Origin of the sequence: Nocardia sp. NPDC004604, assembly GCF_040609795.1 — a bacterium.
Lineage (GTDB): Bacteria > Actinomycetota > Actinomycetes > Mycobacteriales > Mycobacteriaceae > Nocardia.
Map to the genome: position 1 here is coordinate 26893 of NZ_JBEXLC010000019.1, position 26867 is coordinate 53759.

General features: G+C 65.3%; 22 protein-coding genes and 1 pseudogene. 9 read left to right on the plus strand and 14 right to left on the minus strand.

The window, feature by feature from the left end:
• Positions 1 to 45 precede the first annotated feature (45 nt).
• Together ABZW16_RS09810 and ABZW16_RS09815 are read right to left on the minus strand one after the other, a co-directional pair.
• Positions 46 to 1041 (minus strand): oxidoreductase, encoded by a 996-nt coding sequence (locus ABZW16_RS09810; RefSeq protein WP_354954123.1) that lies wholly within the window; start codon positions 1039 to 1041, stop codon positions 46 to 48.
• A gap of 90 nt (positions 1042 to 1131) precedes the next feature.
• A complete protein-coding gene (locus tag ABZW16_RS09815; protein WP_354954125.1) occupies positions 1132 to 2202 on the minus strand; it encodes a DNA polymerase IV in 1071 nt (356 codons plus the stop codon).
• A gap of 197 nt (positions 2203 to 2399) precedes the next feature.
• Between ABZW16_RS09815 and ABZW16_RS09820 the strand changes: the two genes are divergently transcribed.
• The gene (locus ABZW16_RS09820; RefSeq protein ID WP_354954127.1) at positions 2400 to 3008 is read left to right on the plus strand and encodes a DUF1707 domain-containing protein; all 609 of its coding nucleotides are present in this window, start codon (positions 2400 to 2402) and stop codon (positions 3006 to 3008) included.
• Positions 3009 to 3155: 147 nt separating this feature from the next.
• Positions 3156 to 3570, plus strand: a pseudogene (locus ABZW16_RS09825) (PaaI family thioesterase).
• A gap of 193 nt (positions 3571 to 3763) precedes the next feature.
• Here ABZW16_RS09825 and ABZW16_RS09830 read toward each other — a convergent pair.
• Positions 3764 to 5392, minus strand: a complete 1629-nt coding sequence (locus ABZW16_RS09830) for an FAD-dependent monooxygenase (RefSeq protein ID WP_354954129.1) — start codon at positions 5390 to 5392, stop codon at positions 3764 to 3766.
• A 107-nt stretch (positions 5393 to 5499) separates the two neighbouring features.
• Positions 5500 to 7917 (minus strand): endopeptidase La, encoded by a 2418-nt coding sequence (gene lon, locus ABZW16_RS09835; RefSeq protein WP_354954131.1) that lies wholly within the window; start codon positions 7915 to 7917, stop codon positions 5500 to 5502.
• A 366-nt stretch (positions 7918 to 8283) separates the two neighbouring features.
• Here lon and ABZW16_RS09840 point away from each other — a divergent pair, with 366 nt between their 5' ends.
• The 6 genes from ABZW16_RS09840 to ABZW16_RS09865 all read left to right on the plus strand — a co-directional run bounded on the left by ABZW16_RS09840 (position 8284) and on the right by ABZW16_RS09865 (position 14346).
• Entirely contained in the window at positions 8284 to 9639 is a 1356-nt protein-coding gene (locus tag ABZW16_RS09840; RefSeq protein WP_354954133.1) for a hypothetical protein, read from the plus strand.
• Between the two features lie 293 nt (positions 9640 to 9932).
• A complete protein-coding gene (locus tag ABZW16_RS09845; protein WP_354954135.1) occupies positions 9933 to 10724 on the plus strand; it encodes a TIGR03084 family metal-binding protein in 792 nt (263 codons plus the stop codon).
• 565 nt (positions 10725 to 11289) lie between these two features.
• Complete coding sequence (locus tag ABZW16_RS09850) at positions 11290 to 11913, plus strand: hypothetical protein (protein WP_354954137.1); 624 nt, start codon at positions 11290 to 11292, stop codon at positions 11911 to 11913.
• A 19-nt stretch (positions 11914 to 11932) separates the two neighbouring features.
• Entirely contained in the window at positions 11933 to 13111 is a 1179-nt protein-coding gene (gene lhgO / locus ABZW16_RS09855) for an L-2-hydroxyglutarate oxidase (protein ID WP_354954139.1), read from the plus strand.
• Between the two features lie 148 nt (positions 13112 to 13259).
• Complete coding sequence (locus ABZW16_RS09860; RefSeq protein WP_354954141.1) at positions 13260 to 13730, plus strand: SRPBCC family protein; 471 nt, start codon at positions 13260 to 13262, stop codon at positions 13728 to 13730.
• A gap of 10 nt (positions 13731 to 13740) precedes the next feature.
• On the plus strand, positions 13741 to 14346 hold the full coding sequence (locus ABZW16_RS09865; RefSeq protein WP_354954143.1) for a ribonuclease H: 606 nt from the start codon (positions 13741 to 13743) through the stop codon (positions 14344 to 14346).
• Positions 14347 to 14537: 191 nt separating this feature from the next.
• Here ABZW16_RS09865 and ABZW16_RS09870 read toward each other — a convergent pair whose 3' ends face one another.
• The 9 genes from ABZW16_RS09870 to ABZW16_RS09910 form a co-directional block, all read right to left on the minus strand.
• On the minus strand, positions 14538 to 15257 hold the full coding sequence (locus ABZW16_RS09870; RefSeq protein ID WP_354954145.1) for a hypothetical protein: 720 nt from the start codon (positions 15255 to 15257) through the stop codon (positions 14538 to 14540).
• A gap of 170 nt (positions 15258 to 15427) precedes the next feature.
• Positions 15428 to 16606 carry an MlaD family protein gene (locus ABZW16_RS09875; protein WP_354954147.1) on the minus strand — a complete coding sequence of 393 codons (1179 nt, stop codon included), beginning with the start codon at positions 16604 to 16606 and terminating at the stop codon, positions 15428 to 15430.
• Positions 16603 to 17709 (minus strand): MCE family protein, encoded by a 1107-nt coding sequence (locus ABZW16_RS09880; protein ID WP_354954149.1) that lies wholly within the window; start codon positions 17707 to 17709, stop codon positions 16603 to 16605. Before ABZW16_RS09880 ends, ABZW16_RS09875 begins: the two co-directional genes overlap by 4 nt.
• The gene (locus ABZW16_RS09885) at positions 17706 to 18827 is read right to left on the minus strand and encodes an MlaD family protein (protein ID WP_354954151.1); all 1122 of its coding nucleotides are present in this window, start codon (positions 18825 to 18827) and stop codon (positions 17706 to 17708) included. The genes ABZW16_RS09880 and ABZW16_RS09885 overlap by 4 nt, the downstream gene beginning before the upstream one ends.
• Positions 18824 to 19819: an MCE family protein gene (locus ABZW16_RS09890; protein WP_354954209.1), complete on the minus strand. Its 996-nt coding sequence runs from the start codon at positions 19817 to 19819 to the stop codon at positions 18824 to 18826. The genes ABZW16_RS09885 and ABZW16_RS09890 overlap by 4 nt, the downstream gene beginning before the upstream one ends.
• Positions 19819 to 20862, minus strand: coding sequence for an MCE family protein (locus ABZW16_RS09895; protein WP_354954153.1), 1044 nt, complete (start codon positions 20860 to 20862; stop codon positions 19819 to 19821). The genes ABZW16_RS09890 and ABZW16_RS09895 overlap by 1 nt, the downstream gene beginning before the upstream one ends.
• Entirely contained in the window at positions 20859 to 22355 is a 1497-nt protein-coding gene (locus ABZW16_RS09900) for an MCE family protein (protein ID WP_354954155.1), read from the minus strand. Before ABZW16_RS09900 ends, ABZW16_RS09895 begins: the two co-directional genes overlap by 4 nt.
• Before the next feature lie 6 nt (positions 22356 to 22361).
• A complete protein-coding gene (locus tag ABZW16_RS09905; protein WP_354954157.1) occupies positions 22362 to 23225 on the minus strand; it encodes an ABC transporter permease in 864 nt (287 codons plus the stop codon).
• A gap of 4 nt (positions 23226 to 23229) precedes the next feature.
• Entirely contained in the window at positions 23230 to 24048 is an 819-nt protein-coding gene (locus ABZW16_RS09910) for an ABC transporter permease (protein ID WP_354954159.1), read from the minus strand.
• Positions 24049 to 24679: 631 nt separating this feature from the next.
• Here ABZW16_RS09910 and ABZW16_RS09915 point away from each other — a divergent pair.
• Positions 24680 to 25354 carry a S1 family peptidase gene (locus tag ABZW16_RS09915; protein ID WP_354954161.1) on the plus strand — a complete coding sequence of 225 codons (675 nt, stop codon included), beginning with the start codon at positions 24680 to 24682 and terminating at the stop codon, positions 25352 to 25354.
• A gap of 49 nt (positions 25355 to 25403) precedes the next feature.
• Here the strand turns inward: ABZW16_RS09915 and ABZW16_RS09920 are convergent, their stop codons facing one another.
• Complete coding sequence (locus ABZW16_RS09920) at positions 25404 to 26855, minus strand: MFS transporter (protein ID WP_354954163.1); 1452 nt, start codon at positions 26853 to 26855, stop codon at positions 25404 to 25406.
• Between the last annotated feature and the right edge of the window lie 12 nt (positions 26856 to 26867).

Sequence of the window (26867 nt, forward strand, 5' to 3'; positions counted from 1 at the left end):
CGGAAGCCCGGCTCGATCACATCGAGCCGGGCCTTTCGGTTGCGATCAGAATTCGCCAGCGACACCGAAGACGGTGCGGCCGGAATGGGCGCCGCGCTGGATGGCGCGCAGCACCTTTTCGGCGTCGGTGATCGGGGCGAAGTTCTCGATCGTCGAAAGGTGCTGGGGCCGAAGCTCATTGGCGAGTCGGGACCACAGGGCGCGGCGCTTCTCGATCGGGACATAGGCGGAATCGATGCCGAGCAGCGATACGCCGCGCAGGATGAACGGCATGACGGTGGTGGGCAGATCCGAGCCACCGGTCAGTCCGCTCACTGCGACCGAGCCGCCGTAGCCGATGGCACTGAGGATATAGGCGAGGGATTTGCCGCCGACGCTGTCCACCGCACCGGCCCAGGTGGCCTTCGTCAGCGCGCGGAGTTTGGCGTCGGGATCCTGCGGCAGTCGGCCGATCACCTCGTTGGCGCCGAGTTCGGCGAGCAGGTCGCCCGCATCGGTCTTGCCGGTGGAGGCGATCACCTCGAAGCCGAGACCGGACAGGATATCGATGGCCACGCTGCCCACGCCGCCCGTCGCGCCGGTGACCAGCACCGCGCCGGTCTCCGGGGTAAGTCCGTGATCGAGCAGGCCCTGCACGCTCAGTGCGGCGGTGAAACCGGCGGTGCCGAGCGCGGCCGCGTCGCGGGTGTCCAGACCGTCCAGCTTGACCACCCAGTCGGCGGGCACCCTGGCATATTCGGCAAAACCGCCATTGTGCGAAACGCCGATATCGTAGCCGTGCGCCACCACCAGGTCGCCCGGGGCGAAATCGTCGACCTCAGAGGAGAAGACCTCACCGGTGATATCGATGCCGGGAATGATCGGATAGTTGCGGACCACGCCACCGCCCGCGGTGATCGCCAGGCCGTCTTTATAGTTCGCGCTCGAGTAATGCACCTTGATCGTGACTTCGCCCGGCCCGAGGAAGTCCTCGTCGACCTGCTGCCGGATGAGCACGATCCCGCTGTCCGATTCGTGTGCCACCATCGCCAAGAACTCCATGCCGACGAGCATACGAGCGCGGCCGCCGCCCGGGACAGATCCCGCGGCCACATCGACCCCACCGCCGTGTCGATACGAAGGCGTTATGCCTCATTCGGGAACCAGTTCGAGTCGGACGCCGAGAAGGCGGACCGGGCGATCGAGTTCGAAGCGATCGATAATGCGCAGGGCCGTTTCGACGATCGTCGCGATATCGGTGGTCGGCGCGGGCAGCTTTTCCTGTTTGCTGCGGGTGTAGAAGGTATTGGTGCGGACGGTCACCGCGACGCGCAGCGGAATGCGACCGGCGGCGGCCATCTCCTCGGCCACCTCGGTGGCCAGGCGCGCGACCTGGGCCCGGATCTCCGCCGGATCGGTCAGGTCGTGCGGAAAGGTTTCGGATTTGCTGCGCCCCACCGGAACTCGCGGTTCGGTCGTCACGTCGGTATCGCCCTTGCCGTGACCGAGGACCCACAGATACGGCCCGGTATTCGGGCCGAATTCGGCGGCGAGGCGATGCCGGTCCGCGGCCATCAGGTCGGCGACGGTTTCGATGCCGAGTTCGGCCATCCGGGCCGCGATCCGATTTCCGATGCCCCACAACGCATTTGTCGGACGATGCGCCATGACCTCGACCCAGTTCGCGGCGGTGAGCCGAAACATTCCCGCCGCCGCGCCGTCGGTATCGGCGGGTGCGGCCGAGGATTTGCCCGCGGATTTGGCGAAACCGGTCGCCAGCTTGGCCGTGAGCTTATTGTCGCCGATGCCGATCGCGCAGGTCAGATCCAATTCGGCAATGGCGCTTCGGATTTCGCGCGCCAACTGCTCGGGATCGTCGGTATCGGCGGCGAGGAAGGCCTCGTCCCAGCCCCATACCTCGACGCGGCCGGGGAAGGTCCGCAGCAGCGCCATGACCTCGTCGGAGGCCTCCTCGTAGGTGGCCATATCCAGCGGCAGGAAAATACCGTCGGGGCATTTGCGTTTGGCCGAGCGCAGCGGCATCCCCGCGCGCACCCCGAACGCCCTGGCAGGATAGGACGCGCAGGTCACCACCTTGCGCGGTTCGTCGGGATCGCCATTGCCGCCCACGATGACCGGCAGGCCGCGCAGCTCGGGATGGCGGCGGAACTCCACCGCCGCCTGGAACTGGTCGAGATCGACGTGCAGCAGCCACCTGGGCAATTCCGCCTCCCCGAAACTTTTGCCGGTCGTGGGTGGGTGGGGAAGTCGCGTCGCGGGCCGACAGTAGGTTGTCCGGTCTCGGTCTGGACATCCCCGACGAGCTACCCATGTACGAACGAAATCAGCTCTTGCGTTGTTGTGATCGGACGTTACTCCGGCCGTACGATCGCAGCAGACGAGCAAGGGGAATACTTCCGATGACCGATGCAAAGGACAACCTGCCCGCGGTGCCCGCGGTCAGGGTCGACGATATCGATCGCGAGGTGGCGGCCCGGCAGCTGCAGCTCGCCGTCGACGAGGGTCAACTCGACCTGATCGAGCTGGATAAGCGGCTGGTCGCGGTGTACTCGGCGCAGACGTCGACCGAACTCGTCGCCGTCACCGCCGACCTGCCGGTGGTCGCCGTGGCCCGCGAACCGATCGAATTGCGCACCGGAAGTGGCTCGCGGGTGAAGGACGGTGAGTGGATCGTCCCGGCCGAGATCACGGCCGAATGCAGTTCCGGCGATATCAAATTCGACTTCACCCGGGCACTGTGCCCGCATCGCGAGGTCGCGGTGCACATATCCGCTCGGTCCGGCACCGTCCAGCTGATCGTGCCGCGCGGCTGGCGGGTCGATCTCGATCGGCTACGGACCAAGAGCGGCAGCATCAAGAACAAGGTGACCGAGGGCGGTCTGCCCGGGGCGCCGCTGCTGCGGGTCGATGGCGAGATCGGGTCCGGGACGGTGGTCGCGAAGTATCCGCGCCCGCCGCGGCGATCCTTGCTGGCCTGGCTGCTGCGTCGGCCCCGTCCGACCGCCTGACCACTGCATAGCGACCACTCGGGCATTGCGCCACGGCCCCCATTGCTGTCGCGCGCGAACTCGCCGATGCCGCCTGGCAGGCACTGGGCACCACAAACGACTGAACCACTCGCCAACGGAGACCTCAGGCCCACGATCACCCTCGACCTGGACCTGGCGCGACAGGTGCTCGCCGCACAGTCGTTCGCACAGCTGGTCGGCACCGAGATCGCCGCATTCGGCGACGGCGCCGCGACCCTGATCATTCCCATCCGGCCCGAGTTGAGCCAGCAAAACACGGCGGCGTGGTGTCCTATGCGGCCGATAACGCACTCACCTTCGCGGCCGGTACGGTGTCGGCGCCAATGTCCGCACCGGCGGTTTCACCATCACCTACCTGCGCCCGGCCGCGGGCACCCGGCTGCGCGCCGAGGCCACCATCACCGGATCGACGCGCCGCCAAGCCGTCGTCTCCTGCGAAATCTATGCCGAGAGCGCGGATGCGGAGCCGGTGCTGTGCGTGGTCGCCCAGGGCACCGCACGCTCGGTCGAGCGCGAACTGGGGGCGAACGGCAATGCGTGAGCGGTAGCGCGATTTGAATCGCGCCACGGCAGTCTCGTCCAGGCCTCGGCCGCGCGCTCGGCCGCCGCCTGCTCGCACGCGACTGGGCCCGCAAGGCAGCCGAGCGCGCCACGCGGCCTGATGCCGCGGATCATGTTGCAGCACAGTCGACTTCGGGTGCTGCACGATCTCCGGTGCAGCACCCGCTTCGAAATCAAGCAGTCGCCTTGATGTCGAGCACCGACGCGGTATCCGATGACCAGCCCGTGAGCGCCCGCAAGGTTCCGGTCAGCAATCTCGGATGCAGACCCTCATCCGAGCGCGCCGCCACATGTCCGTCCGGACGCACCAGCAGCGCACCGCCCTCGGGCAGACCGGTGCAGGCACGCCAGTCGGCGGCCAAACCGTGCACGGCGATTTCGATTCCGGTCTGCCGCTGCGCATGCGCGGCGGCATCACGCCAGGCCGCGGCGCTGCCCGCGATCAGAAGCGCGTAGCCGGGCCCGCAGAGATCCAGGGTCGAGGTGGTCTGCTCGGCATCGATCCAGACGTGCGGCAACCGCGTGCCAACCTGCCCCGTCAGCCGATCGACATGCGGCTCGACCCATTCGACGCCTCGAACGGCCCGGTGCGATACCGCATCCGATGAGTAGCGAAAGCGCGACATCACCGCCCCGAACTCCACCATGCGCGCGATCCGGTCGGCATTGTCCGGGGTTTCGATGCCGTAGCGGGCACGGAAGTCGGCGCCGAGGTTGGCCTGTTCGGCGCCGATGATCGCACGTGGCCAGCGTTCGACCTGATAGGAGTCCAGCAGTGCGGGCGCGGCCGTACCGGAGCGCACCGCCGCCAGCTTCCACACCAGATTGTGCGCATCGGCAACACCGGTATTGCCGCCGTAACCACCCCACGGCGCGTGCCGGTGCGCCGCGTCGCCGGTGAGGAACACCCGGCCGCGCCGGTACTCGTCTGCCACGAAACTGCCGGTGTCCCAAGCACTTCGCGCCAGCAGCTCGACCGCGAATTCGGGCACGCCGATCGCGGCGCGGATCAGCTCGACACATCGCTGGTCCGAATAGTCCGCGGCGCTCTCGCGCGTGGGATCGTATTCCAGGTGGAACGACCATTCGTCGGTGTTGTTCTTGGACAGGACGAGTGCGCGCACCGTGTCGTTGCTGATCTCGCACTGGCTGAAGGTGCGACCACCGAGTAAGCCCGTGAGATCGGTCCGCACAAAGGCATTGATGTAGTGGTGGGTCGGCGGCACCTCCCAGCCCTCGATACCCAATGCCCGACGAATCGGGCTGGCCGCACCGTCGGCGGCGATAAGGTAGTCGGCCCGGATCACCGAGGTATTGTCCGTCGCGTCGCGCAGGGTTGCCGTGACGCCAGCATCATCGGCCTCGAATTCGACCAGCTCGACCCCGAATCGCAGGTCCCCGCCGCGCTCGCGGGCCTGCTCGGCGAGCACCGGCTCGAGCAGCACCTGCGGCAGGAAGCAGAACCGCGATGGGCTGGGATCGGCAGCCGCCATTGCCCGCCCCAAATGGCTGATATCCAGCGGCTCGGCCGCGATCAGACTGGTGCCCATGCTGGCACCGCCGAAGCTGCCCGCCCGCAATGCGGTCGCGGCGGCCTGTTGGACCCGATCCTCGACGCCGACCTGGCGGAACAGCTCGGCGGTCCTGGTGTGCAGACCGCGCGCCCTTGGCAGCACCGACGCCTTGGCCCGGCGCTCGACCAGAACATAAGGGACATTGTGGTACTCGAGGAACAGTGCGGCCGACAGTCCGACCAGGCCGCCGCCGACAACGAGTACGGGAGTGTGCTCTGTAGTAGTCATGTCCCGATCCTGTGCGCCCGGGCTTGCACTGCCCTTGCGCCGCGGTCACGGTGACCATGCACGCGAAACGGGCCGTGCACAGGTGCACGGCCCGTTTCGGCCGAATATCAGGCGCTCGCCGCGAAGACGGGAGCGTTCAGGACCGGTTCGGCAACCGGTTCGATGGCGTAGGCCAGGATGTCGGCCACATCGGCGACGGGGCGAACATCCAAGGCGGCCAACACTTCCGCGGGCACCTCGTCCAGATCCGGCTCATTGCGGGCCGGGATGAACACCGTCTTCAGACCCGCGCGCTGGGCGGCCATCAGCTTCTGCTTCACACCGCCGATCGGCAGCACCCGGCCGTTCAGCGTGACCTCACCGGTCATGCCGACATCCGCACGCACCTGCCGACCCAGCGCCAGCGAAACCAGGGCGGTGACCATGGTGACGCCCGCCGAAGGACCGTCCTTCGGCACCGCGCCCGCCGGGAAGTGGATGTGGATATTGCGATCCAGCACCGACGGCTCGATGCCGATCTCCTCCAGGTGCGAGCGCACGTAGGTGAGGGCGATCTGCGCCGACTCCTTCATGACATCGCCCAGCTGACCGGTCAGGGTGAGCGCGCGCTCGCCCTCGGCGGCATTGGCCTCGATGTAGAGCACATCGCCGCCCAGACCGGTGACCGCCAAACCCGTTGCCACACCGGGGACGGCGGTGCGTTCCACCGAATCCGGGGTGAAGCGCGGACGGCCCAGGTAATCCTTCAGATTGCCCAGATCGATGGTCAACGACTCCGATTCCACCGACGAGTCGTAGCCCAGCCCGGCGTCGTAGCCCAGTGACACCTCGGTGTCGTCGGCGGCCGAACCGCTGCCGTCCTCGGACAGCCGAGTCGCGGCCTTGCGCAACGCCTTCGCGATCAACCGCTCCATCTGCCGGACACCGGCTTCCCGGGTGTAGTTGGCCGCAACCTCGCGCAACGCCTCGTCGGTGATCGAAACCTCCTGCGCGGTCAGCGCATTGCGTTCCAGCTGCCGGGGCACCAGGAAGTCGCGGGCGATGGCCACCTTGTCGTCTTCGGTGTAGCCGTCGACGGTGATCAGCTCCATCCGGTCCAGCAGCGGGCCGGGGATGGTCTCCATGACATTCGCGGTCGCGATGAACAGCACATCGGACAGGTCCAGATCCAGATCCAGGTAGTGGTCGCGGAAGGTGTGGTTCTGCGCCGGATCCAGCACCTCGAGCAGCGCCGCGGCCGGATCACCGCGGAAGTCCGAGCCGACCTTATCGATCTCGTCGAGCAGGACAACGGGATTCATCGAACCCGCCTCCTTCACGGCGCGCACGATCCGGCCGGGCAGTGCGCCGACATAGGTGCGCCGGTGACCGCGGATCTCCGCCTTATCGCGCACACCGCCGAGCGCGACGCGAACGAATTTGCGGCCCATGGCCCGTGCGACGGATTCACCCAGCGAGGTCTTGCCGACACCGGGCGGACCGACCAGCGCCAGCACCGCGCCGGAGCCGCGTCCGCCGACGACCTCGAGTCCACGCGCGGCCCGCCGGGAGCGTACGGCCAGGTACTCGACCATGCGGTCCTTGACCTCGTCCAGCCCGTGGTGATCGGCGTCGAGTACCGCGCGAGCGGCCGAAACATCGGTGCTGTCGGTGGTTTTCACCGTCCACGGCAGTTCGAGCACGGTGTCGAGCCAGGTGCGGATCCAGCCGGATTCCGGGCTCTGATCACTGGCCCGCTCCAGCCTGCCGACCTCGCGCAGCGCCTCGGCGCGCACGTTATCGGGCAGATCTGCCTGCTCGACCCGGGTGCGGTAATCGTCGGCGCCGTCGGGCTCGTCCTCGCCGAGTTCCTTGCGGATGGCGTTGAGCTGCTGGCGCAGCAGGAATTCGCGCTGACTCTTCTCCATGCCCTCGCGGACATCCTCGCTGATCTTCTCGGTGACCTCGGCCTCGGCGATATGCGCCTTGGTCCACTCGATCAGCTTGGTCAAACGCTGTGCGGTATCCGGAGTTTCGAGCAGCTCACGCTTCTCGTCGGCGGTCAGGTACGGGGCGTAGCCCGCGGTATCGGCAATCGCCGACGGATCGGTCAGCTGATTGACTGCGTCGATGATCTGCCAGGCCTCGCGGCGCTGCAGCACCGAAACGACCAGCTTCTTGTATTCGGCGGCAAGCTCTTTGGTGCGCCCGTCGGCGGCGGGTGTCTCGACCGGTTCGGCCTCGACCCACAGCGCGGCGCCCGGCCCGGTGACCCCGTGGCCGATCTTGGCGCGCCGTTCGGCCTTCAGCACCGCGGCGGGGGCGCCACCGCGCATCCGGCCGACCTGTTCGATGGTGGCGACCACGCCATAGGAGGCGTAGCCCTCGGTCAAGCGGGGTGCGAGCAGCACCGCGTCGGTATTCGCGGCGCGCGCAGCGTCGATGGCGGCCTGCGCCGATTCGTCCAGTTCGATGGGCACGACCATGCCCGGCAGCACGATCGGATCGGTCAGGAACAGCACCGGCAGGTTCTGTGGTGTAGTCACGTGTTCGACCCTTCCAAAAGTTGAGCGATGCCCAGTCAACCCCGCAGTGATCGCGTTTGTTCCGGCCCTCCCCGCCCGTTCGCTCTCGGCGAATAACCCCCACGTCAGCGGCCTCTTCGCGCGGGCCTCATCGAGTGAGTCGGGTCACCTGGGTGCATCGAGTGGCACAGCGCGTCGCCCGCCCCAGCGGAATCCGATGCGCAGGCGGATACCGGCCGCCCACTCGAACAGGCCCGATGACACCACCAGCGACGGGCCAGCATTGACACCCCGTCCGAGCCGATGAGAATGTTGGCAACTAGATATCTCAGAACCGGGATATCTAGCGACCGGTAGGCAGTCGCTAAGGCTTAGGGGGATCCCACGATGACAACACTCGCCTCCGGAGTGTTCATCGATTGGGAACAGCTGACCGGCCTGTCCAAGTTCAGCGTCGATCTGATCACCTTCCCGATCTTCAGTGCGCTCGCCGGATGGCTCACGAACTGGACCGGTGTGCTGATGCTGTTCTGGCCCATCATATTCCGCGGCATCCGGATTCCGGGCCTGCAGGTGTTGTATCCGTATTTTCCGCGCCGGGTCCAGGTGCTGCCGACATTCTCCGGCGACGGCCGCCGGTTCGGATTCCAGGGCTTCATTCCGGCGCGTGCCGAGAAGATGGCCAGTATTTGTGTCGACAAGGCGCTCATGCGCATCGGCAGTCCGCGCGATTTCATACACGAACTGGATCTGCAAGGTATTGCCGACTACCTCGCGATACTCGCGAGCAAGCAGGTGCAGCCCCTGGTCGACGAGTTGATGTATCGGGAGAATCCGGATCTGTGGCGCGGCGTGCCCAAGACCATGAAACAGATCATCTATCAACGGGTCGATCGGGAATTGCCCGCATTGACCAAGCGGGCCTTCGAATCGCTCGGCGACAATGTCGACCAGCTGATCGATATCAAATCCTTTGTCATCCGCTATCTGCGGGAAAACCCGTACATCCTGAAGGATCTGACCACCACCATCGCCGCACCGGAGTTGCGATTCATGGTGCGGATCGGCCTGCTCGGCGCGCCGTTCGGCCTGCTGCTCGCGCTGTATATGCATGTGCACCACACCATTCCGGTGCTCGGGTGGGTGCCGGGCTGGGTGATCGTGCTGCTGGCCTCCGCGGCGATCGGCGTGATCGTCAATGTCATCGCCGTCAAAATGGTCTTCGAACCGGGTGATCCGCAGCCGCGCTACAAATACCTGTGGAAGCAGGCGCTGCTGGCCAAGCGGCAGCCGCAGGCCGCCACCGATCTCGCGCACATCCTCGCCTACCAGGTGCTCACGCTGCCGAACCTGTCCAAGGAACTGCTCGACGGCCCCAATGGCGATAAGACCCGGCAGCTGATCGAGCGGCTGGTCTCCGATGAGATCCATCGCCAGCTCGGCCCGACCACCTCGATCGTGCGCGTCGCCTTCGGCCGCCGCCAGTTCGACAATCTCAAGGTCGGTGCGGCCGGTGCCGCGGTCGGTCTGGCCCCGAGTCTGGTCGAGGACGAGGCGTTCACCCTCGAACAGGCGAAGAAGATCGATGAGTTCGCGGCGCGCAAGCTCCAGGACCTCACCCCGGGGGAGTTCATGGAGATGTTCTACGCCTCGGTCGAACAGGATGCCTGGCTGTTGTACCTGCACGGAGCGCTGCTCGGCCTGCTGGTCGGCGCCGCCCACCTGACGATTTTCGGCTGGTAGCGGGCCCCACAGGTCGTCCAGCCGGGATTGGTGCCGTGCGATTCACCTGCATCAAGGCGATGTCCACGTGGTCGATGAGCTGGATTTCGAGGGCGGGGTCGCGTTTGTGCCGGCAGTAGAGCGGTCCGTCGCAAATACAAGCACGCATGCTTGCATTTTTTTGGAGCCGCTGCGATGCTGAACCGCGACGGCGTACGAAGTAGTGCGCCTCGCCGGGCCCGGCGCAAGCGATGGGCCAGGAGGAGGCAGCCTGCGCAGGGATTCGAGCACGCCGCGAACGAGACAGGAAACCGATGGCTGACCTCGACGCGCTGCTGCGCGATTTCTCCGACGAATGCACCGAACTGGAACGAATCGTCGCCGCACTGGCACCGGCGGACTGGTCGCAGCCCACGCCAGCCCCCGGTTGGAGTATCGCCCATCAGATCGGGCATCTGGCCTGGACCGATGAGGTAGCCACGATGGCCGCCGCCGACGCCGATGGCTTCGCGAAATTGCTCGAGGATGCCGCCCCGAAGGTGTTGACCTTCGTCGACGCGGCCGCCGAGGAGGCGGCCAGCACACCCGCCGCCGAACTGCTCGACCGCTGGCGCCGGGGCCGCGACGATCTGATCGATGCCCTGCGCGCGGTCCCGTCCGGCACCAAGCTGCCGTGGTTCGGACCGCCGATGAGCCCGGCCTCGATGGTCAGCGCCCGCATTATGGAGACCTTCGCGCACGGCCAGGACGTCGCCGACGCACTCGGGGTGACCAGAACACCGACCGCCCGGCTGCGCACGGTCGCCCATATCGGCGTGCGGACCAGGAATTTCGCCTACACGGTGCACGGCAAGAACGCACCGGCCGAGGAATTCCGGGTCGAACTCACCGCATCCGACGGTGACATCTGGTCGTGGGGACCCGAGGACGCCACGCAACGCGTGACCGGTCCGGCCCTGGATTTCTGTCTGCTGGTGACGCAGCGCCGCCACCGCGATGACCTCGCACTCGAAACCGAAGGTGCGGACGCTGCCGAATGGCTCACCATCGCACAGGCTTTCGCGGGACCGACGGGAACCGGACGGGCAGCGGGCCAGTTCGACTGACCCGCCGAATCCGAAACACCCGGTCCACCGATGGAGGCGGAGCGGGCGAGCGCCACACTTGGGTGCGCCGTTCGTGTCGGCCGGACGCCGTTGGCCGGGTGTCTCGATGTGGCAGTCGAGAATGACGCTCGCCAGCTATGTCTATTTACCCCGTTGTCAGCTGGTGGAAACATGAACGACGCCGATCGGCTCGAGTTCACCATCGTGCCGGCCACCTGGGGATTGTGATGCTGATCTCCCCCACGCGGCGTCACCTGCCGCCACCGCGGTAACCTGGACACCTGTACGGCTTTCAACGATGCGGGCCGTGCCGACGAGGGGACCAGGGGCGGAGGGAAAGGAACGCATCGTGCCAGCGGTGGGAGCGACGGGCCCGGAGGAACGCGGTGGGGGCCGTCGAGACGGTACCCCGCAAGGTATACGCGCGCACGGAGGGCACCGCGAGCGCCGCCGATCCAACACAGCACGCAAGCCTGCCCAAATCGCGCGGCACGCTGCCATCGTCCTCGCGGGCACCGCCAGCCTCAGCCTCACGGTGGCCTCCGGGGCCTATATCGTCCATCAGATGGCCGAAACCCGGCACACCACCGGCGAAATCGCGGCAGCACCGGCGCGCACCATCCCGGCTATCGGCACCGACTCCGGACCCGAGTTCCCGGATGCACTGCTGAGCGGCGGAAGTCGCGATCTGCCCGCACTGTTCGCCCGCTTTCCCGCCGAGTCCGTGGCCGACACCGCGAAAACCACAGCGACCAATACCGATTCGCCGACCGCGGTGCCCGCCGGAATCGGCGGCAAACTGCGGGTCGGCACCGCATATGTCGGCGCGCAGGTCGCCACCGGCCGCACGAATTCCGTCGCCGTCACGGTGGATACCGATGCACTGACCACACTGGCGGATCTCGTACTCGCCGAACCGGTCCGGGAGCGTTTCGGCATCCACGCCGATCCCGGCGGTATCACCCTGCTGCGCGCCGAGGTCGATACACACAATGGCGAAGTGACACTGGCCTTCTCGGATCCGACCCTCGGTGAACACGAACTCCGGCTGCAGCGCTATCCCGCGCCCACCACGAAACACGCGCCCAGCGTTGACGACTCGACCGCACCCGCCACCGACGCGCCGACCACGGCCGACGCGGCACCGAATCCCGCCACGATGCCGGCGAACCGCACCATCGCGGTGTAGTCCGCCTACTCTGCGTCCCATGTACGACTTCTGTGTCATCGGGGGCGGGATCGTCGGAGTCGCGACGGCGCATCGGATTCTGCAACGCCATGCCGGCGCGAGCCTCGTGCTCGTCGACAAGGCCAGCGCCCTGGCCACGCACCAGACCGGGCACAACAGCGGTGTCATCCATTCCGGCATCTACTACCCGCCGGACAGTCTCAAGGCACGGCTGTGCAGGCAGGGCGCCGCCTGGACCAAGGATTTCGCTGCCGCGCACGGCATACCGTTCGAGGTCTGCGGAAAGCTGCTGGTAGCCACCGATGCCGCCGAGCACCGGCGAATGCTCGCGCTGCACGAACGCTCGGTCGCCAATGACGTCGACGTCGAACTGATCGACGCCGCCGAACTCACCCGCAGGGAACCGCATGTGACCGGCGTCGGCGCCCTGTTCGTGCCCGCCACCGGCATTATCGATTTCACCCGCGTCACCACGGCACTCGCCGATGAGGTCCGGGCCACCGGCGGCGATATCGTGCTCGGCGCGGAGATCACCGAACTCACCGAGACCACCGACGCGGTCACCGCATCCGGCCCCGCGGGCTCCTGGACCGCGCGCACCCTGGTGGTCTGCGCGGGTCTGCAGGCCGACCGGATGGCCGCGCTGGCGGGCCTGCAAACCGATTTTCGCATCGTGCCGTTCCGCGGCGAGTACTACCAGCTACCGTCCAGCCGAACCGGATTGGTGCGCACGCTGATCTATCCGATCCCCGATCCCGCACTGCCTTTCCTCGGCGTACACCTGAGTCCGACGATCGACGGCGCGCTGACCGTCGGCCCCAATGCGGTGCTCGGCCTGGCCAGGGAGGGCTATCGCAAGGGCAGTTTCGACGCCCGCGACGCCCGTGCGGTACTCGGTTTTCCCGGCTTCCACCGGGTCGCTCGCGCGCATATGCGGACCGGGCTGCGGGAGTTGCGCAACTCGCTGTTCAAGCACGGCTACCTGGCCGAATGCCGACGGTACTGCCCCGAGTTGACGGTCGCGGACCTGCGGCCGCGCGAGGCGGGGATCCGCGCGCAGGCGGTACTGCGCGACGGCACCCTGGTGCACGACTTCATGATCGAGCGCACGCCGCGCTCGGTCCATGTGCTCAATGCCCCGTCCCCGGCGGCCACCTCCGCGATGCCGATCGCCGAATACATCGTCGACCAACTCTGACCCGATTCGGTAGCTGAGTCGCCCATCCCAGCAAACCAAGCGACCAACCGGTCGCCGATGTGGAAAGCGGCCCAACCAAATTGCGGGCAACCACTCCAATAAAGAGGAAAGCTGTAGTACTTTTAGCGACAGCCAACAGGGAGGGCCTATGGGCCACATCAAGTACGCGAGCGACGTCGGAGCCCCGGTCGAGGTGGCCTTCACTTATACGGAAAACCATCAGTTCGTGCCGGATTGGATGTTCGGCGTCGCCGCGTTCGAGCCGAAAGGCGAGCTCGACCAGGGGCTCGGCGCAGTCTTCAGCACCCGCGCCGGGTTCGGGCCGTGGCGGCCGACCATGACATGCGAGATCACCGAATACCGGCGCAATGTGGTGATCGGCTACACGCTACGCGGACGGTTGTCAGGAACTTTGCGGCTGCGCTTCGACCCACTCGGCTATGGACGCTCGGTGCTGACGTCGGAGGCGGAGTACGCTCCACCGAGTGGACTCTTCGGCCGCCTGTGCCTGCGCCTGGTGGATTCCGCCGTGCGCTCGGCGCTGCGCCGCACCGAGTCTCAGTTGCGAAGGGAGATAGAGGAATTCCACGGTACCGATCTTGTCGGTCGGATTGCGTAGGGTGCCAGCCATGATCATCGTGAGCACCGACGGATCCTGCCTCCGTAATCCCGGCGGCGCCATCGGCTGGGCTTGGGTCAATCATCAGGGCGGCTCGCGCAGCGGGGGAGCCGCCACCGGAACCAATCAGGTCGCGGAGTTGCGCGCGCTGCTGGAGGCGATAGTCGCCCATCCCAGCGAGGAGCCGCTGCTCATCGAGAGTGATTCGCTATACGCGATCAAGTGCGCGTCAGAATGGATCGCCAGCTGGCGCATCAATGGCTGGCGCACCGCCACCGGCGGCGCAGTGAAGAACGTCGAACTCATCAAGCAGATCGACCGGGCCATCGCCTCCCGGCCGGGACCGGTCCGGTTCCGTTGGGTGCGTGGACATGTCGGCAATTACTTCAACGAGATGGCCGATACCCTCGCCGGCGAGGCGGCCAGACAGGCCGCGGCCTCCGCGGCCGCCGGTGAGGTGCCGACCGCGGAACTCCCCGAACTGCCGCCGGTAGTCGAGCACAAGACCGAAAAGACCACCGCTCTCGGCAATTCGGCCGGGGCAGCCAAGACCTCCCGGCCGCGGTCCGCGGGGAAGCCGGTCGCGCCAGCACCTCAGGCATTGACCCTGTTCTGAGACCGCCGGCGCGACCGGGCGCAAGACCGCCGGAAAAGACCTCCGGGCGGGTGGTGCCATTCCCACCCGCCCGGAGGCGTTTCATCAGGGCTATCGGTAGGAGTCCTTCGCGAACTCATCGTGGCCAACTCCGAACCAGGGCCGCTATTGGTCCGCCCAACTCCGGGGCCTAGCGCCAGCTCGGCAGCAACTCAGTTGCCCATTTGCTTGAGGATCGGCAGGTCGAACTTGTCGACGAGCCACTTGTCGCCGACCTTCTGCAGACCGGCGACCACCACGAGTTCGACCTTGCTCGGCGGCTTGTTCGCGGCGGCGATATTCACATTGGTGGTGGTCTGACCGATCACCACCAGCACCTTCGCGCTTTCGGTATCGCCGGACTGGAGGCCGCACTGCATGTCGTAGGTGGACGAGGAGGCCTTGGCGTCGACGACCACACCCTTGAGATCCTGACCGAGCTTGGCGAACTGGTCCTTCCACTCACCGGCCGACGCGGCGTCCACCTTCTTCAGGTAGCCGTCGATGGTCTGCGGATCGTAGGTGGAGATCAGCTTGCCGTACTCGCACGCGGCCGTGGTGGCCGCCGCGTGCGCGTCCAACTGGTCGCCACGATTGCTCGCCTGCCGGTAGAAGACGATAACGGCGGTCACCGCCGCGACCAGCAGCACGCCGGCGACGAATGCGGCGACGATGGGCACCATCGTGCCCCGTTCCCTGCCGCCATTCGGTGGACCCGGCTGCGCCGCGCCCTTGGCCAGCGTGTCCGTCTGCTTCGGCTCGGACTTCGGGGCAGCCGCATCGCCGGACTTCCCGATCTCGACGGTCTTGTCCTCGGCGGGCACGTCGGCCTTGGCGTCCTCTTTCGGGGCGTCCGAGTCCTGGTTCTCGGCGCCGACATCATCAGTGGACATCGATACAATCCTGCACTTTCCCGGCGCACCCGAGCGCACCGATATTGCGTTGTCGGCCCGCGTCGAACGAACCGTTCGCACTCTGCGGGGCAGTATTCCCGGCCTCGGATTTCACTGCCGGGCCGGGGTAACGCACCGTCGAATACGTACCGCTCGTTGTGTCAACTGACTCACCGCAGCGGCGGCGGGGTCATGTCATTCGGATTCGCGCCCGGCGGCATCTGCGCACCGTTATCCGGCACATTCGGCCGCGGCGCATTCGCCGAACCGCGAACCTGCAGTCCGGGCGGCGGATTCTCGCAGTAGTTCCACTTGGGCAGCGAGCCGTCCTGGACCACCTCATTGCGAATCGGCGTGTGCTTGTACTGGCAGATCGGCCGAATCCAGATATCCGCGACAGCGTAGAACTCGTTGTCGTGCGCGGGCACACCGGCGGCGGACAACCCGATGTTCAGGGAGGGGAACAGCGCCTGCAGCGCCGGAATCCGCAGCTGCGCGGCCTTGGTCATCGCCGCGAAGTTGGCCGCGAGACTGGTGATCGGGTCGCTCGTCTTGTCCAGCACCGCACCGAGACTGGTCAGCTGTCCCGGTGCCTTCTCCAGCACCGCCAGCAATTCGGCGTTGGCATTGTTGAACTGGTCGAACAGCTGGCCCGAATTGCGGGTCAGCGTCGCGAGATCGGGCTGCGCGTTCGAGGTGGTGTTCGCGATGGTGCGCAGGTTGGAGATCAGATTCTTGGTCTGCGGCAGCAGATTGTCGAAACCTGCCATGGCCAGGCTGATGCCGTTCACCATGCCGCGCAACTGGTCCGGGCCACCGCTGAGCGCGATATCCAGATTGGTCAGAATGACACTGAACTTATCCGGATCGATCTGGGAGATCAGCGCACTGGAGTTGTCGAGCACCGCCCAGATCGGGGTCGGCGTCTTGATCTTGGCCGCATCGAATTTGATGACCGAACCGTCGCGCAGATACGGTGCCTGCTCGACATTCGGCCGGAAGTCGAGGTACTGCTCACCGGCGCCGGACAGCGCGCCCACCGAGATATTGGTGTCGGAGGGAATCTTGTACTTCGAATCGATTTCGGTCTTCGCGGCGATCGACTGTCCGCGGTCGACCAACTCGATCGAGGTCACCTTGCCGATGCGATAGCCACGCAAGGTCACATCGTTGCCCGGCTGCAGACCACCGGAACGGTCCAGGTTGACTGTCACGGCATAGGTCGACTTCAGCGGATTCACCCGCATGACGCTCACCAGCAGATAGCTGGCCCCGACGATGAACACCAGCACCAGGCCGACGGTGGACAACAGCATCTTGCGCTGCATCAATTTGCCGAGCCAACTCATCGGTGACCCCCCTGCAGTCGTCCTTGAATCGCCTGCAGGACGGTGATCAGGCTGCCCGCGAAGTCGCTGAGATCGCGGCCATCGAAGAACTTGCCCTGCCCCGGATCCGACAACAAGCTGAGGTTGTGGAGATTGGTGATGGTGGCGTAGACCGCGAGGCTGTTACCGCGGAAGGACGCGTCGACCCCGCCGCGGATATCATGCAGCGCATCCAAGGCAGGACCGAAGTTCTGCTCGGTCTGCGACAGTGCGTTCATCAGCTTGTGCACATTGTCGAGTAGGTCGCCCAGTTTATCGCTGGAGGTGTTGGCATAGTCACCGAGCGCCGCACTGGTCACCGAAATCTTCTGCAGCAGATCGCCGATGGCGCGGTTGTTCTCCGCGATGGCGCCGATCATCTGCGGCAGCGTATCGGCGACCTGACCCAATTCCGCATGTCTGCCCTCGATGGTGTTGGCCAACGAGCTGAACTGGGCGAGCACGCTGTCCACGCGCGCGCTGTTGTCGTTCAAACTGCCTACCACGCCGGTCATTTCGGTGATCAAATGCGCCATCTGATCACCGCGACCGCCGACGATGGAATCCAACTCCGAGGTCAGCTTGGTCAGCGCGGCCACGCCGCCGCCGTTGAACAGCAGTGAGACCGAGATCAACAGTTCCTCGACGGTGGCGCCCGCCGAGGTCTTGTCCCGGCCGAGGACGTCGCCGTCGTGCAGCATCGGCGTACCCGGCTCCGCCTTGGCCTTGGACACCGCGACGAACACATCGCCGAGCGGGGTGGCCTGGCGCAGTTCCGCCGTACTGCCGACCGGCAATTCGATATCCTTGCTGATCTTCAGATCGACAATGGCCTCGAAGTTCTTGGTCTTGATATTGGAGACCACACCGACATCGGAGCCACCGATCTTCACCTTCGCCTGATCCGGCAGGTTCAGCGCGTTCTCGAATTTCGCTTGTATGGTGTAGGTTTCACCGGCCATGCCCGGTTTGGGCAGCGGCAGATTCTCCACCGTGAGACCACATCCGGAGGTGACGACCACCCCGGATGCCGCGGCCAGTGCGATCAGCGCGCGGCGGGCTTTGCATGTGAACCGTGCGTTCATTTGGTCATCCCCAGCAGTGCCGCCGTAATCCCCAGGTCAGGGCCAAGGTCCTCGATCTTGCCGGTCCGGCAGCCATCCGAGCGCATCTGAATCCGTTCACAGAACACGCTCAGCAGTTCGCCGTTGAGGAAGGTCGGCAGGTTGCCGTGCAGCCGGACGTAGCCCAGCTCCCGGTTCATCGACCGGTCCAGGTTCTGCATCAGCAGCGGCGTCAAGTCGGCGACCTCGGTGATACCGCGGGCGTTGGCGCGCAACTGATCTGTCACCGCGGTCAGACCGGCGAGTGAACTCCCCAGCTGATCCTGGTACTGCACGAATACCGAACTCGTATTGGACAGGAAGTCGTTGAGCTGTTGCAGCGTGGCCTGCAGCCCGGGGGCCTGATCGGCCAGCAGCCCGGTCATCTGCGTCACCCGATTGCTGAAATCGCGTACGGACTGGTCGTTTTCAGCAAGCATCGTGGTCAGCTCGTTCAGCTTGACGATGATATTGGCGACCGCGTCCTTATTGTCGACACCGACCTTCAACGCACCGGAGAGCGCATTGAGGGTGTCGCGCATCTTCTCGCCATTGCCGTTCAGCATCGGGTAGAGCACCCGGCCGGAGAGCGGGCCGATACCCTCGGTGCCCGGTTTCGGCTCGAGCGCCGCGGCGAACTGATCGATGGTCTTGAGCATGGTGTCCAGCTCGACCGGCGTCTTGGTCTTCGCCTTCGGCAGATGCGTGCCGTCGGACATGGTCGCGCCCTGGGTGTAGACCGGGGTGAGTTCGACGTGCCGGTCGGTCACGATGGACGGCGAAACGATCGCGGCCATCGCGTCTTTCGGGATCTTGACGTCCTTATCGATCGTCATGTGCACCTCGACCAGGGTGCCCTTGGGAATGATCTTGTCGACCTTGCCGACCTGCAATCCGAGCACAGTGACCGGGTTGCCCTCGAATACGCCCGCGATGTTCTCGAAGTCCGCGGTGATCGTCATCGTGTTGCCCAGTGCGCTGTTCACCGAACTCGGCACCAGCGAGCAACTGCCGACTGCCAAGGCCGCGGCACTGATCATCAACGGTTTGGCCAAATGCCGAAGTTTGGGCCGCCGCAGGTTGATTCGCGTCAGTTTCATCCCTGGCACCCCTCGATCATGTGGGCGAAGCACAACCAGTTGTCGGGGAAGACCCACGGCGTGCCGACCTCACCGTATGGACCGTTGCCCAATGCATTGTTGAAGTAGCGCACCGACACCGGCATGATCTGCAGCAGCCGGTCGAGGTTGTCCTTATTCTTCTGCAGACCCTCGGCCATGGTGTTCAACTGCGCGATGGTCGGACCGAGCTGGTTGTTATTGGCCGCGCCGATCGCCTGCAACTGACGGCTCAGCGTCGATACATTGTCGAGCAGCTGCCGCAGCAGGTTCTGGCGTTCCATCACCCGGTTGGCGATGGCCTCGCCCTGGGTGATCACCAACAGCACACTGTTGCGGTTGTCGCCGAGAATCCTGGTAACCCGGTCGAGATCCTTGAGCAGGCTGTCGACCTCCGCCTTGCGTGAATCCAGCACCTTCGCCAGCGCGCCGACGCTGTCCAGCGCCTGCGCCGTCAGCGCGGGCGAATCGCCCATCTGCTTGTTGATCAGGTCGAGCGAGGTGGCCAGCTGCTTGGTGTCGAGCGCCTCGAACTTCGGGGTGCCGTACTCGACCACATCGGCCAGGTTGTACGGAACCGAGGTGTTGGACAACGGAATTCGGCTGCCCTTCAGTCCCGATCCGTCACCCGGGTCGAGATCGACGTAGCGCGCGCCGAGCAGCGTCGCCATCTTGATCGAGGCCTTGGCATCGGGCCCGAGCTCGACGTCGTTGTTCACGCTGAGGGTGAGCAGGATATGCCCGTTCTCGAGCTTCGCACCGGCCACATGGCCGCTCGGGACACCGGCCACATTGACCTTGTCACCGACCTTGACCCCGGCGGTCTGCGCGAACTCGGCCTTGACCGTCTGCTCACCGACGCCGATCAGCTTGTACACGCTCGAGCCGATCAGCAGGGCGATGATGACGACGGCGCCGATGACACCCAACCAGAAGTACCGGTTGCTGTTGAACCTGTCCTTGATCTTGGTCATCATGGGCGGCACACCGCCGACTGTCCGTTGCCGCCGATCTGGGTGAGCAGGCCGCGGGGGAGCAGGATGCCGTACAGCGAGACATCCAGTTTGCAGAAGTACGCGTTGGCGTAGGCGCCGTCCTGGGTGAACCTGCCGAGGTCGGCCAGCACCGAGGGCAGGTCGATCGCGGCCTGATCCAGCTTCGCGCCGTTGGCGATCAACAGCGTCAGCGCCGCACTCGTCGAATCCTGTGCGGTCGCCAGCTTCGGCTTGATCTTGGCCAACATGTCGACCAGGCCACTGGTCGCATCCGCGATCTGCACCGTGGACGATTGCAGCGACTGGCCCTGGTCGTACAGGCCGCCGATCAGTGCCCGGGTCTGGGTAACCAGGGTCTCCAATTCATCACCTCGCTTGGCCAACCCGGACATGACGCCGCTGAGGTTGGTGATCACATCGCTGAGAATCGCGTCCCTGCGCTGGAAATCCGTGGCCAGGGTCGCAGCCTGAGTGATGAACGCGCTCAACGAAACACCGTCGCCCTGCAATGCCTGGATGAAGGTTTCCGAGAGCCGGTTCACCTGTTCGGGCTGCAACACCTGGAACAGCGGCTGGAATCCGTTGAGCAGTCCGGACACGTCGAACGACGGTTCGGTGCGCTCCAGCGGAATGGTGGCCTTGTTCTTCAAGGCCGCCGGGCTCGCCGCCTTGCCGGGCGACAGCGCGATATAGCGCTGGCCGATCAGGTTCTGGTAGCGCACCAGTGCCTTGGTGTCGTCGTACACCGTCTGGTTGCGCTGCACGATGAACGTCACATTGGCGACGGACTTCTTGGTCTTGGAATCGCGGGTGAGCTCGATCTTCTCGACCTTGCCGACCCGCACGCCAGCCATCCGGACATCATCGCCCTCGCGCAGGCCGAGCACATCGCTGAAGGTCGCGGTGTAGGTGTTGGTATCACCCTCCACGACCCGCGCCAGCGTATTCCAGACGACGACGGTGACCAGGATCGAGACGATCGCGAAGAGGCCGAAGCCGATCAGTGGTTTACGAATGCTCATTTGGCAGTACCGCTTTCGCCGACCTGCAGGGTGCCGCCGCGCATTGCCGAGCTCAGCAGCAGATATTCGGCCGCTGTCGGCCGACGACCGAGCAGCGCCACGATCGCGGCATCCCCTTGGTAGGAAATCGGACCGGCGGTCACCGGCGCACTTGCCGGTTGCGCGGGCGTGGCCGGAGCCGCGGGCTGACCGGCGGAGGGCTGCGCCCCCGGTGCTGGCTGCACCAGATTCGGGAACAGACCCTCCAGCGGGGTACCGGCGAACGGGCTGACCGGCATCGGCTCGGCCGTCGGCGCGAGCGGATCACCCGGCGAGGTCAGACCCGGGATCTCCGGGAAGCCAGCGGGCAGTGGCAGTTTCGCCAGGCCCTGCGCCGTTTCCAGCGAACGCGGCATCATCGACTGTGGCAGATATCCGGGATCGGAGACCGCAGGTGCAGTGGCGCAGCTCGGACCGGGCAGGTCGCCGTAGCGCGGGCAGTCCGCCTGTTCGTATGGGCGGTACGGGGTGAGCGTGACGCCCGCGTTCCAGACCATCTGCCGCTGCGGACCCCAGTGGAAGGTCGTACTCAGCTTGCGCAGCGAGTTGTTCAGCGAGGCGATGGTTTCCGGGATCGAGTTCGCATCCGCGGCGAGCGCGCCGAACATATCGCTGGTGCCCGCGGTGACCTGCTTGCCGATATCACCGTTGCGGGCGAACAGGCCGTTGACCGTATCCACGGTGCCCGCCGTGCCACTGATCAAGGCGACCAGGGCGGCGCGGTGATCCGCAATGGTCTGTGCGGTCTTCACCGAACTGCCCAGCACATCGAGCAGTTCGGGCGCGGACTGGTTGAGCGCGCGGAACGAGGCCGAGAAATCATCGAGCAGCACACCGAGATTCGGAATGGATTCGTCCACCGAGGTCAGCCACTTGTCCAACCGCTCGATGGTGGAGCCCGGCATCCGGCCGCTGCCGTCCAATGCCTGCGAGAGCGTGCCGAGCACCCGGCCGAACTGCACCGGGTCGAGCTTGGCGAGGATGCTCCGGACGGTGGTGAGGGTGTCCTGCAGCGCGATGGTGCCCTGGCTCTGATCCTCCGGGATAACCGATCCTTCGTGCAGGTACTGGTCCGCGGGACCGTTGAAGACCAGTTCCACCGAGGTGACGGCGAACAGGTTGCTCGGCACCACCCGCGCGGTCACATTCGACGGAATGTCGCCCGCGAACTCCGGCTTCAGGTCGATCTGCACCTTCTGCAGCTCGCCCTTGTTGGCGACCTCGACCTCCTTGACCGCGCCGACCAGCACGCCGCGGAACTTCACATCCGCCTCGCTGGGCAGCCCGTCGCCGGTGGTTCGCAGATCGGCGACCACATGCACCTTGGGCACGAAATAGCCGCGGTACCTGGCCATCAGGAAGCCGAGGATCAGCGCGAAGACAACGAGTCCGCAGACGCCCGCGATCAGCAGCTGCCGCATGGTGGGCCCGCGCCCACTGGGATCGATGATCATCTCGTCCTACCCCGAGATCCGGATGCCGGGATTGACGCCCCAGATCGCCAATGTCATGAACAGGTCAGCGAATACCACGACAATGATGCACATTTTGATGGCTCGACCGGCCGCGACACCCACACCCTCCGGACCGCCCGAGGCGAAGAATCCGTAGTAGCACTGGATGAAGGTGGTGATCGCGACGAACACCATCGCCTTGAGCAGTGAGTAGAGGACGTCTCCTGGAATCAGGAACTGATAGAAGTAGTGCGCGTAGGTACCGCTGGAGGTGTTGCCGATGAGCTGCACCGTGAGCGAGCACGAGATGTAGGCCATGGCCAGGCCGAGGCAGTAGAGCGGGACGATGGCGACCATCGCCGCGAACATCCGGGTGCTGACCAGATAGGGCAGCGGCCGGATCGCGATCGACTCGAGCGCGTCGATCTCCTCGGAGATCCGCATGGCACCGAGCTGGGCGGTGAATCGGCATCCGGCCTGTGCCGCGAAGGCCAGCGCCGCGAGCAGCGGCCCCAATTCCCTGGTGGTCGCGAATGCCGAGATGGCGCCGGTGATCGGGCTGAGGCCGAGCAGGTTCAGTGAGGTATAGCCCTGGATGCCGACCGTCATCCCGCCGAACGCGCTGAGGATGAGAATGACGCCGATGGTGCCGCCACCGACGACCAGGCTGCCGTTGCCCCAGGTGACATCCGAAAGCAGCCGCCAGACTTCCTTCGGATAGTGCCGCAGCGCCAACGGGATCGAACCGACCGACCGCAGGAAGAAGAACACCTGGTGGCCCAGGCGCGCAACCATATCGACCGGAGCCTGCGCGGACTTCTTTATTTGCTGAAGTGGCCGCAGCAGCGGCGGTATATAGGTTGAAGACACCGGCTCAGACCACCTGTGGGGGGAGAAGAACGTTGTAGATCTGGGTGATGATCAAGTTCACGCCGAACAACATGATCGCGGAACTGACGACCGCCGAGTTCACCGAGTTGGCGACACCACCGGGACCGCCACGGGTATTGAGTCCGGTATCGCAGGCGATGATCGCGGCGAGCAACCCGAAGATCAACGATTTCACCAGTGCGACAAGAAGATCGATGGTGACGGCGAACGAGGAGAAGGTGCCGACATAGGAACCCGGGGTGCCGTTCTGCGCGAAAATATTGAAAATGTAACCGGTCAAGAATCCGACAAAAACGACAAAGCCGCAGAGCAGCACACTGACCAGCATGGCCGCGCCGAGCCGGGGCGCGACCAAGCGGCGCAGCGGATCCACGCCCATTACCCGCATCGCGTCGATCTCCTCGCGGATGGTGCGGGAACCGAGATCGGCGGTGATCGCCGAACCGACCGCGCCCGCGATCATCAGCGAGGTGACCAGCGGCGCGCCCTGCTGGATGATGCCGAGGCCGTTCGCGGCACCGATGAACGAGGTAGCCCCGACCTGGCTGGCGACCGCGCCGACCTGGATGGAAACGATTACGCCGATGGGGATCGCGACCAGTAGCGTCGGCGCCGCGGCGACACTCGACATGAAGGCGCACTGACGGATGAACTCACGATAAGGAAAGCGGCGGCGGAATATCGCGATGAACAACTCCGCGACTGCCGCGAACCCCATCGTGATCTGTCTACCGAAGGTCTCCAATGAGCGCTTCGGATGGTCTTCCCAGTAGGCCTTCGTCCAATCGACCGCATCACTCATCCGTGACCGTGCTGGTGGACTCGTGGTCGACTGCACTGGCTAACCCCTCTCGACGCCGGTAACCAAACCCCGACGACTTGTTTGCTTGACGCACCTTACTACGGAGTAGTGCAGAACACACCATCCTCGTGTGATTGCAGTCATAGATCGGAGTCACTGTTGGAGAAACGCTATGAGCAGCGGCTCGAAGCTTGGGACAGGTCCCAAAGTTAACCGTGATACTTCTGGAACAAGTTACAGTTTGACCAGGTCCTATATGCCCCGCATATGACATGTTCGACTATTTGCGCGGACGATATTCATGTAAAATAAGTCCCGATTGGAATAGCTCGCGCAATCACCGTTCGACAGAACTGAAACACCATTGCGCGCTTTCTGATGCACACTGTTATAGAGATTCGCTATTGTGCAGAATGAGACGCTGCATCCGAAATGTCGAAAAGTGAGGCCTCGCCGACGCGATCGACATCGAAGAGCAGATCCATTCGAGCGACCCGCGAGCGATCGCCAGGGACCCTCTCGAGCGACTCGCGAGCAGATCGCGACGGATACGACACGCGCCCGGAACCGAATACTGACACGATGGGTGCGACAGATTGATATCGTGCGGACTTCCGACGTCTGGAGGGACATGTTCAGCAAACTCGCCAAGGTGGCCAATGCCGCCTTCGCCGTAGCTCTCGGTGCGGCGCTGGTCGCAACGGGGTCAGGGGCCGCGCATGCCGCGCCGGGACCCACCGTTGTCGGCGGTGGGTCGGGAATCATCATCGATAATCAGTTCGAATGCACTGTCACGACGGTCGGTTACGACGGCGGGGGCCGGTTGGTCGGATTGACCGCCGGACACTGCGGCGACCCGGGCGCTCAGGTATGGGCCGAGGCCGACCGTGGCGCTGGCGTGATCGGCAAGTTCGTCTACTCCAACCACGATCTCGACTACGCCATCATCCAGTTCGATCCGGCCAAGATCGTCCCGGTCAACCGGATCGGCAACGTCACCATCACCGGGATCGGTGGCCCGGCCCAGTTCCCGATGATCGTCTGCAAGGAAGGCCGTACCACCGGCAACACCTGCGGCCTCGCCTACGGCGATCTCTTCGGCACGAATATGGAGACCTGGGCGCAGATGTGCGTGGTGGAGGGTGATTCCGGCGCGCCGGTCGTCGTCGGCACCACCCTGGTCGGCATGGTGAACGCCTATCTCGCCATCGCCTGCTTCGGCCCCGAGGTCGGCACCAATATGAGCTCGATCATGGGTGATATCAATGCCCGCGGCAGCATCGGGGCTGGCTTCAATCCGATCTAGCCGACTGCCGGATCAGTGAAACGCCGAGTGAGCGGGTCGAACGACCCGCTCACTCTGTTTTGTGGAGTGGGGCCAGCGCCGGGCCCGCCACCCCGCACTGCGGCATGCAGTCGACATTGTCCAGCGTCGGTGTGTGCCGCGGCGCCCGCAGCAATACGGCGGCGAGCAGTGACCCGGTCACCAGCAGGCCGACACAGATCCACATCGCGACACCGAAGCCCCGGTCGAATTCGACCGGATCGCTGAGGGATCCGGAGATTCCGGCGAGTCCGGGCAGTGCGGCGACGGCGAGCAGCTGGGCCGTCCTGGCGACGGCATTGTTCACCCCGGACGCGATACCCGCCTCGCTCGACGGCACCGCGCCGAGTACGGCGCCGGTGAGCGGGGCGACCAGCACCGACAGACCGAGCCCGAAGACGAGCACACCGGGCAGGACATCGGTCAGATAGGTGGTGTCGGGCCCGATGCGCAGCAGGAGCACCAGCCCGGCTGCGGCGAGCAGCGGACCGGCCGTCATCGGAATGCGCGCACCGTGCACCTGCGCCCAGCGGCCCGCAGGCGCGGAGAGCACCAGCATGATCAGTGTCACCGGAACCGTCGCCATCCCCGACATCAGCGGCGAATACCCCGCCACCAGCTGCAATTGCAGGATGAGTAGGAAGAAGACCCCGCCGAGTGCGGCGTAGACCGCGAGGGTGACGAAGTTGGCCGCCGTGAAGATCCGGGAGGCGAACAGTGCCGGCGGTACCAGCGGATGATCGCTGCGCATTTCGATCACCACGAAGACGGCGAGCAGCAGCAGACCGACGACCACCAGCAGCGGCATCTTATCGATCAGACCGAAGGTCAACGCGCCCAAGGCCAGTGCCACCAGCACCGCACCCGGAATATCCAGTCGCACAGCGGCATTCGGGTCGTGACTCTCCGGCACGTGCTTCAGCGTGACGAGCACGACGACCAGCGCGAGCGGCACGTTGATGAAGAAGATGGACTGCCAGCCCGCCAGTTCGATCAACCAGCCGCCGAGGAACGGCCCGAGCGCGCCGGCGACACCGCCGAAGCCGGACCACAGACCGATCGCCGCACCCTGATCGCGCTGATCGATGGACGATGAGATCAGGGCCAGGCTGCCCGGTGTGAGCAGGGCACCCGCCACCCCCTGCAGAATTCGCGCGCCCACCAGCATCTCGATATTCACCGCGACACCGCAGAGCACCGAGGCAAGCGCGAAACCGATGACACCCCAGACGAAGACCTTGCGGCGACCGAGATGGTCGCCGAGCGAACCACCGAGCAGGATGAACGAGGCCAGCGTCAGCGTGTAGCCATTGAGGGTCCACTGCAATCCGGCGACATCGGTATTGAGAGCTGCACCGATGCGGGGCAGCGCGATATTGACGACGGTGGCGTCCAGCGACGCCACCGAGGAACCGAGGATGGTGGCCAACAGAATCCAGCGGCCGGTGGCCGAACTCAGCCGGGGTAGTTCTTGCGTACTCACCGGCCCAACGTA

What these genes read in the sequence shown, in the direction of transcription:
- ABZW16_RS09830 (WP_354954129.1), bottom strand. Translation starts at nt 5,392, where the DNA reads ATGACTACTACAGAGCACACTCCCGTACTCGTTGTCGGCGGCGGCCTG.
- ABZW16_RS09875 (WP_354954147.1), bottom strand. Translation starts at nt 16,606, where the DNA reads ATGAGTTGGCTCGGCAAATTGATGCAGCGCAAGATGCTGTTGTCCACC.
- ABZW16_RS09910 (WP_354954159.1), bottom strand. Translation starts at nt 24,048, where the DNA reads ATGAGTGATGCGGTCGATTGGACGAAGGCCTACTGGGAAGACCATCCG.
- ABZW16_RS09880 (WP_354954149.1), bottom strand. Translation starts at nt 17,709, where the DNA reads ATGAACGCACGGTTCACATGCAAAGCCCGCCGCGCGCTGATCGCACTG.
- ABZW16_RS09885 (WP_354954151.1), bottom strand. Translation starts at nt 18,827, where the DNA reads ATGAAACTGACGCGAATCAACCTGCGGCGGCCCAAACTTCGGCATTTG.
- ABZW16_RS09820 (WP_354954127.1), top strand. Translation starts at nt 2,400, where the DNA reads ATGACCGATGCAAAGGACAACCTGCCCGCGGTGCCCGCGGTCAGGGTC.
- ABZW16_RS09840 (WP_354954133.1), top strand. Translation starts at nt 8,284, where the DNA reads ATGACAACACTCGCCTCCGGAGTGTTCATCGATTGGGAACAGCTGACC.
- ABZW16_RS09900 (WP_354954155.1), bottom strand. Translation starts at nt 22,355, where the DNA reads ATGATCATCGATCCCAGTGGGCGCGGGCCCACCATGCGGCAGCTGCTG.
- ABZW16_RS09850 (WP_354954137.1), top strand. Translation starts at nt 11,290, where the DNA reads ATGGCCGAAACCCGGCACACCACCGGCGAAATCGCGGCAGCACCGGCG.
- lhgO (WP_354954139.1), top strand. Translation starts at nt 11,933, where the DNA reads ATGTACGACTTCTGTGTCATCGGGGGCGGGATCGTCGGAGTCGCGACG.
- ABZW16_RS09915 (WP_354954161.1), top strand. Translation starts at nt 24,680, where the DNA reads ATGTTCAGCAAACTCGCCAAGGTGGCCAATGCCGCCTTCGCCGTAGCT.
- ABZW16_RS09895 (WP_354954153.1), bottom strand. Translation starts at nt 20,862, where the DNA reads ATGAGCATTCGTAAACCACTGATCGGCTTCGGCCTCTTCGCGATCGTC.
- ABZW16_RS09810 (WP_354954123.1), bottom strand. Translation starts at nt 1,041, where the DNA reads ATGGAGTTCTTGGCGATGGTGGCACACGAATCGGACAGCGGGATCGTG.
- ABZW16_RS09870 (WP_354954145.1), bottom strand. Translation starts at nt 15,257, where the DNA reads ATGTCCACTGATGATGTCGGCGCCGAGAACCAGGACTCGGACGCCCCG.
- ABZW16_RS09890 (WP_354954209.1), bottom strand. Translation starts at nt 19,819, where the DNA reads ATGACCAAGATCAAGGACAGGTTCAACAGCAACCGGTACTTCTGGTTG.
- ABZW16_RS09865 (WP_354954143.1), top strand. Translation starts at nt 13,741, where the DNA reads ATGATCATCGTGAGCACCGACGGATCCTGCCTCCGTAATCCCGGCGGC.
- ABZW16_RS09860 (WP_354954141.1), top strand. Translation starts at nt 13,260, where the DNA reads ATGGGCCACATCAAGTACGCGAGCGACGTCGGAGCCCCGGTCGAGGTG.
- ABZW16_RS09845 (WP_354954135.1), top strand. Translation starts at nt 9,933, where the DNA reads ATGGCTGACCTCGACGCGCTGCTGCGCGATTTCTCCGACGAATGCACC.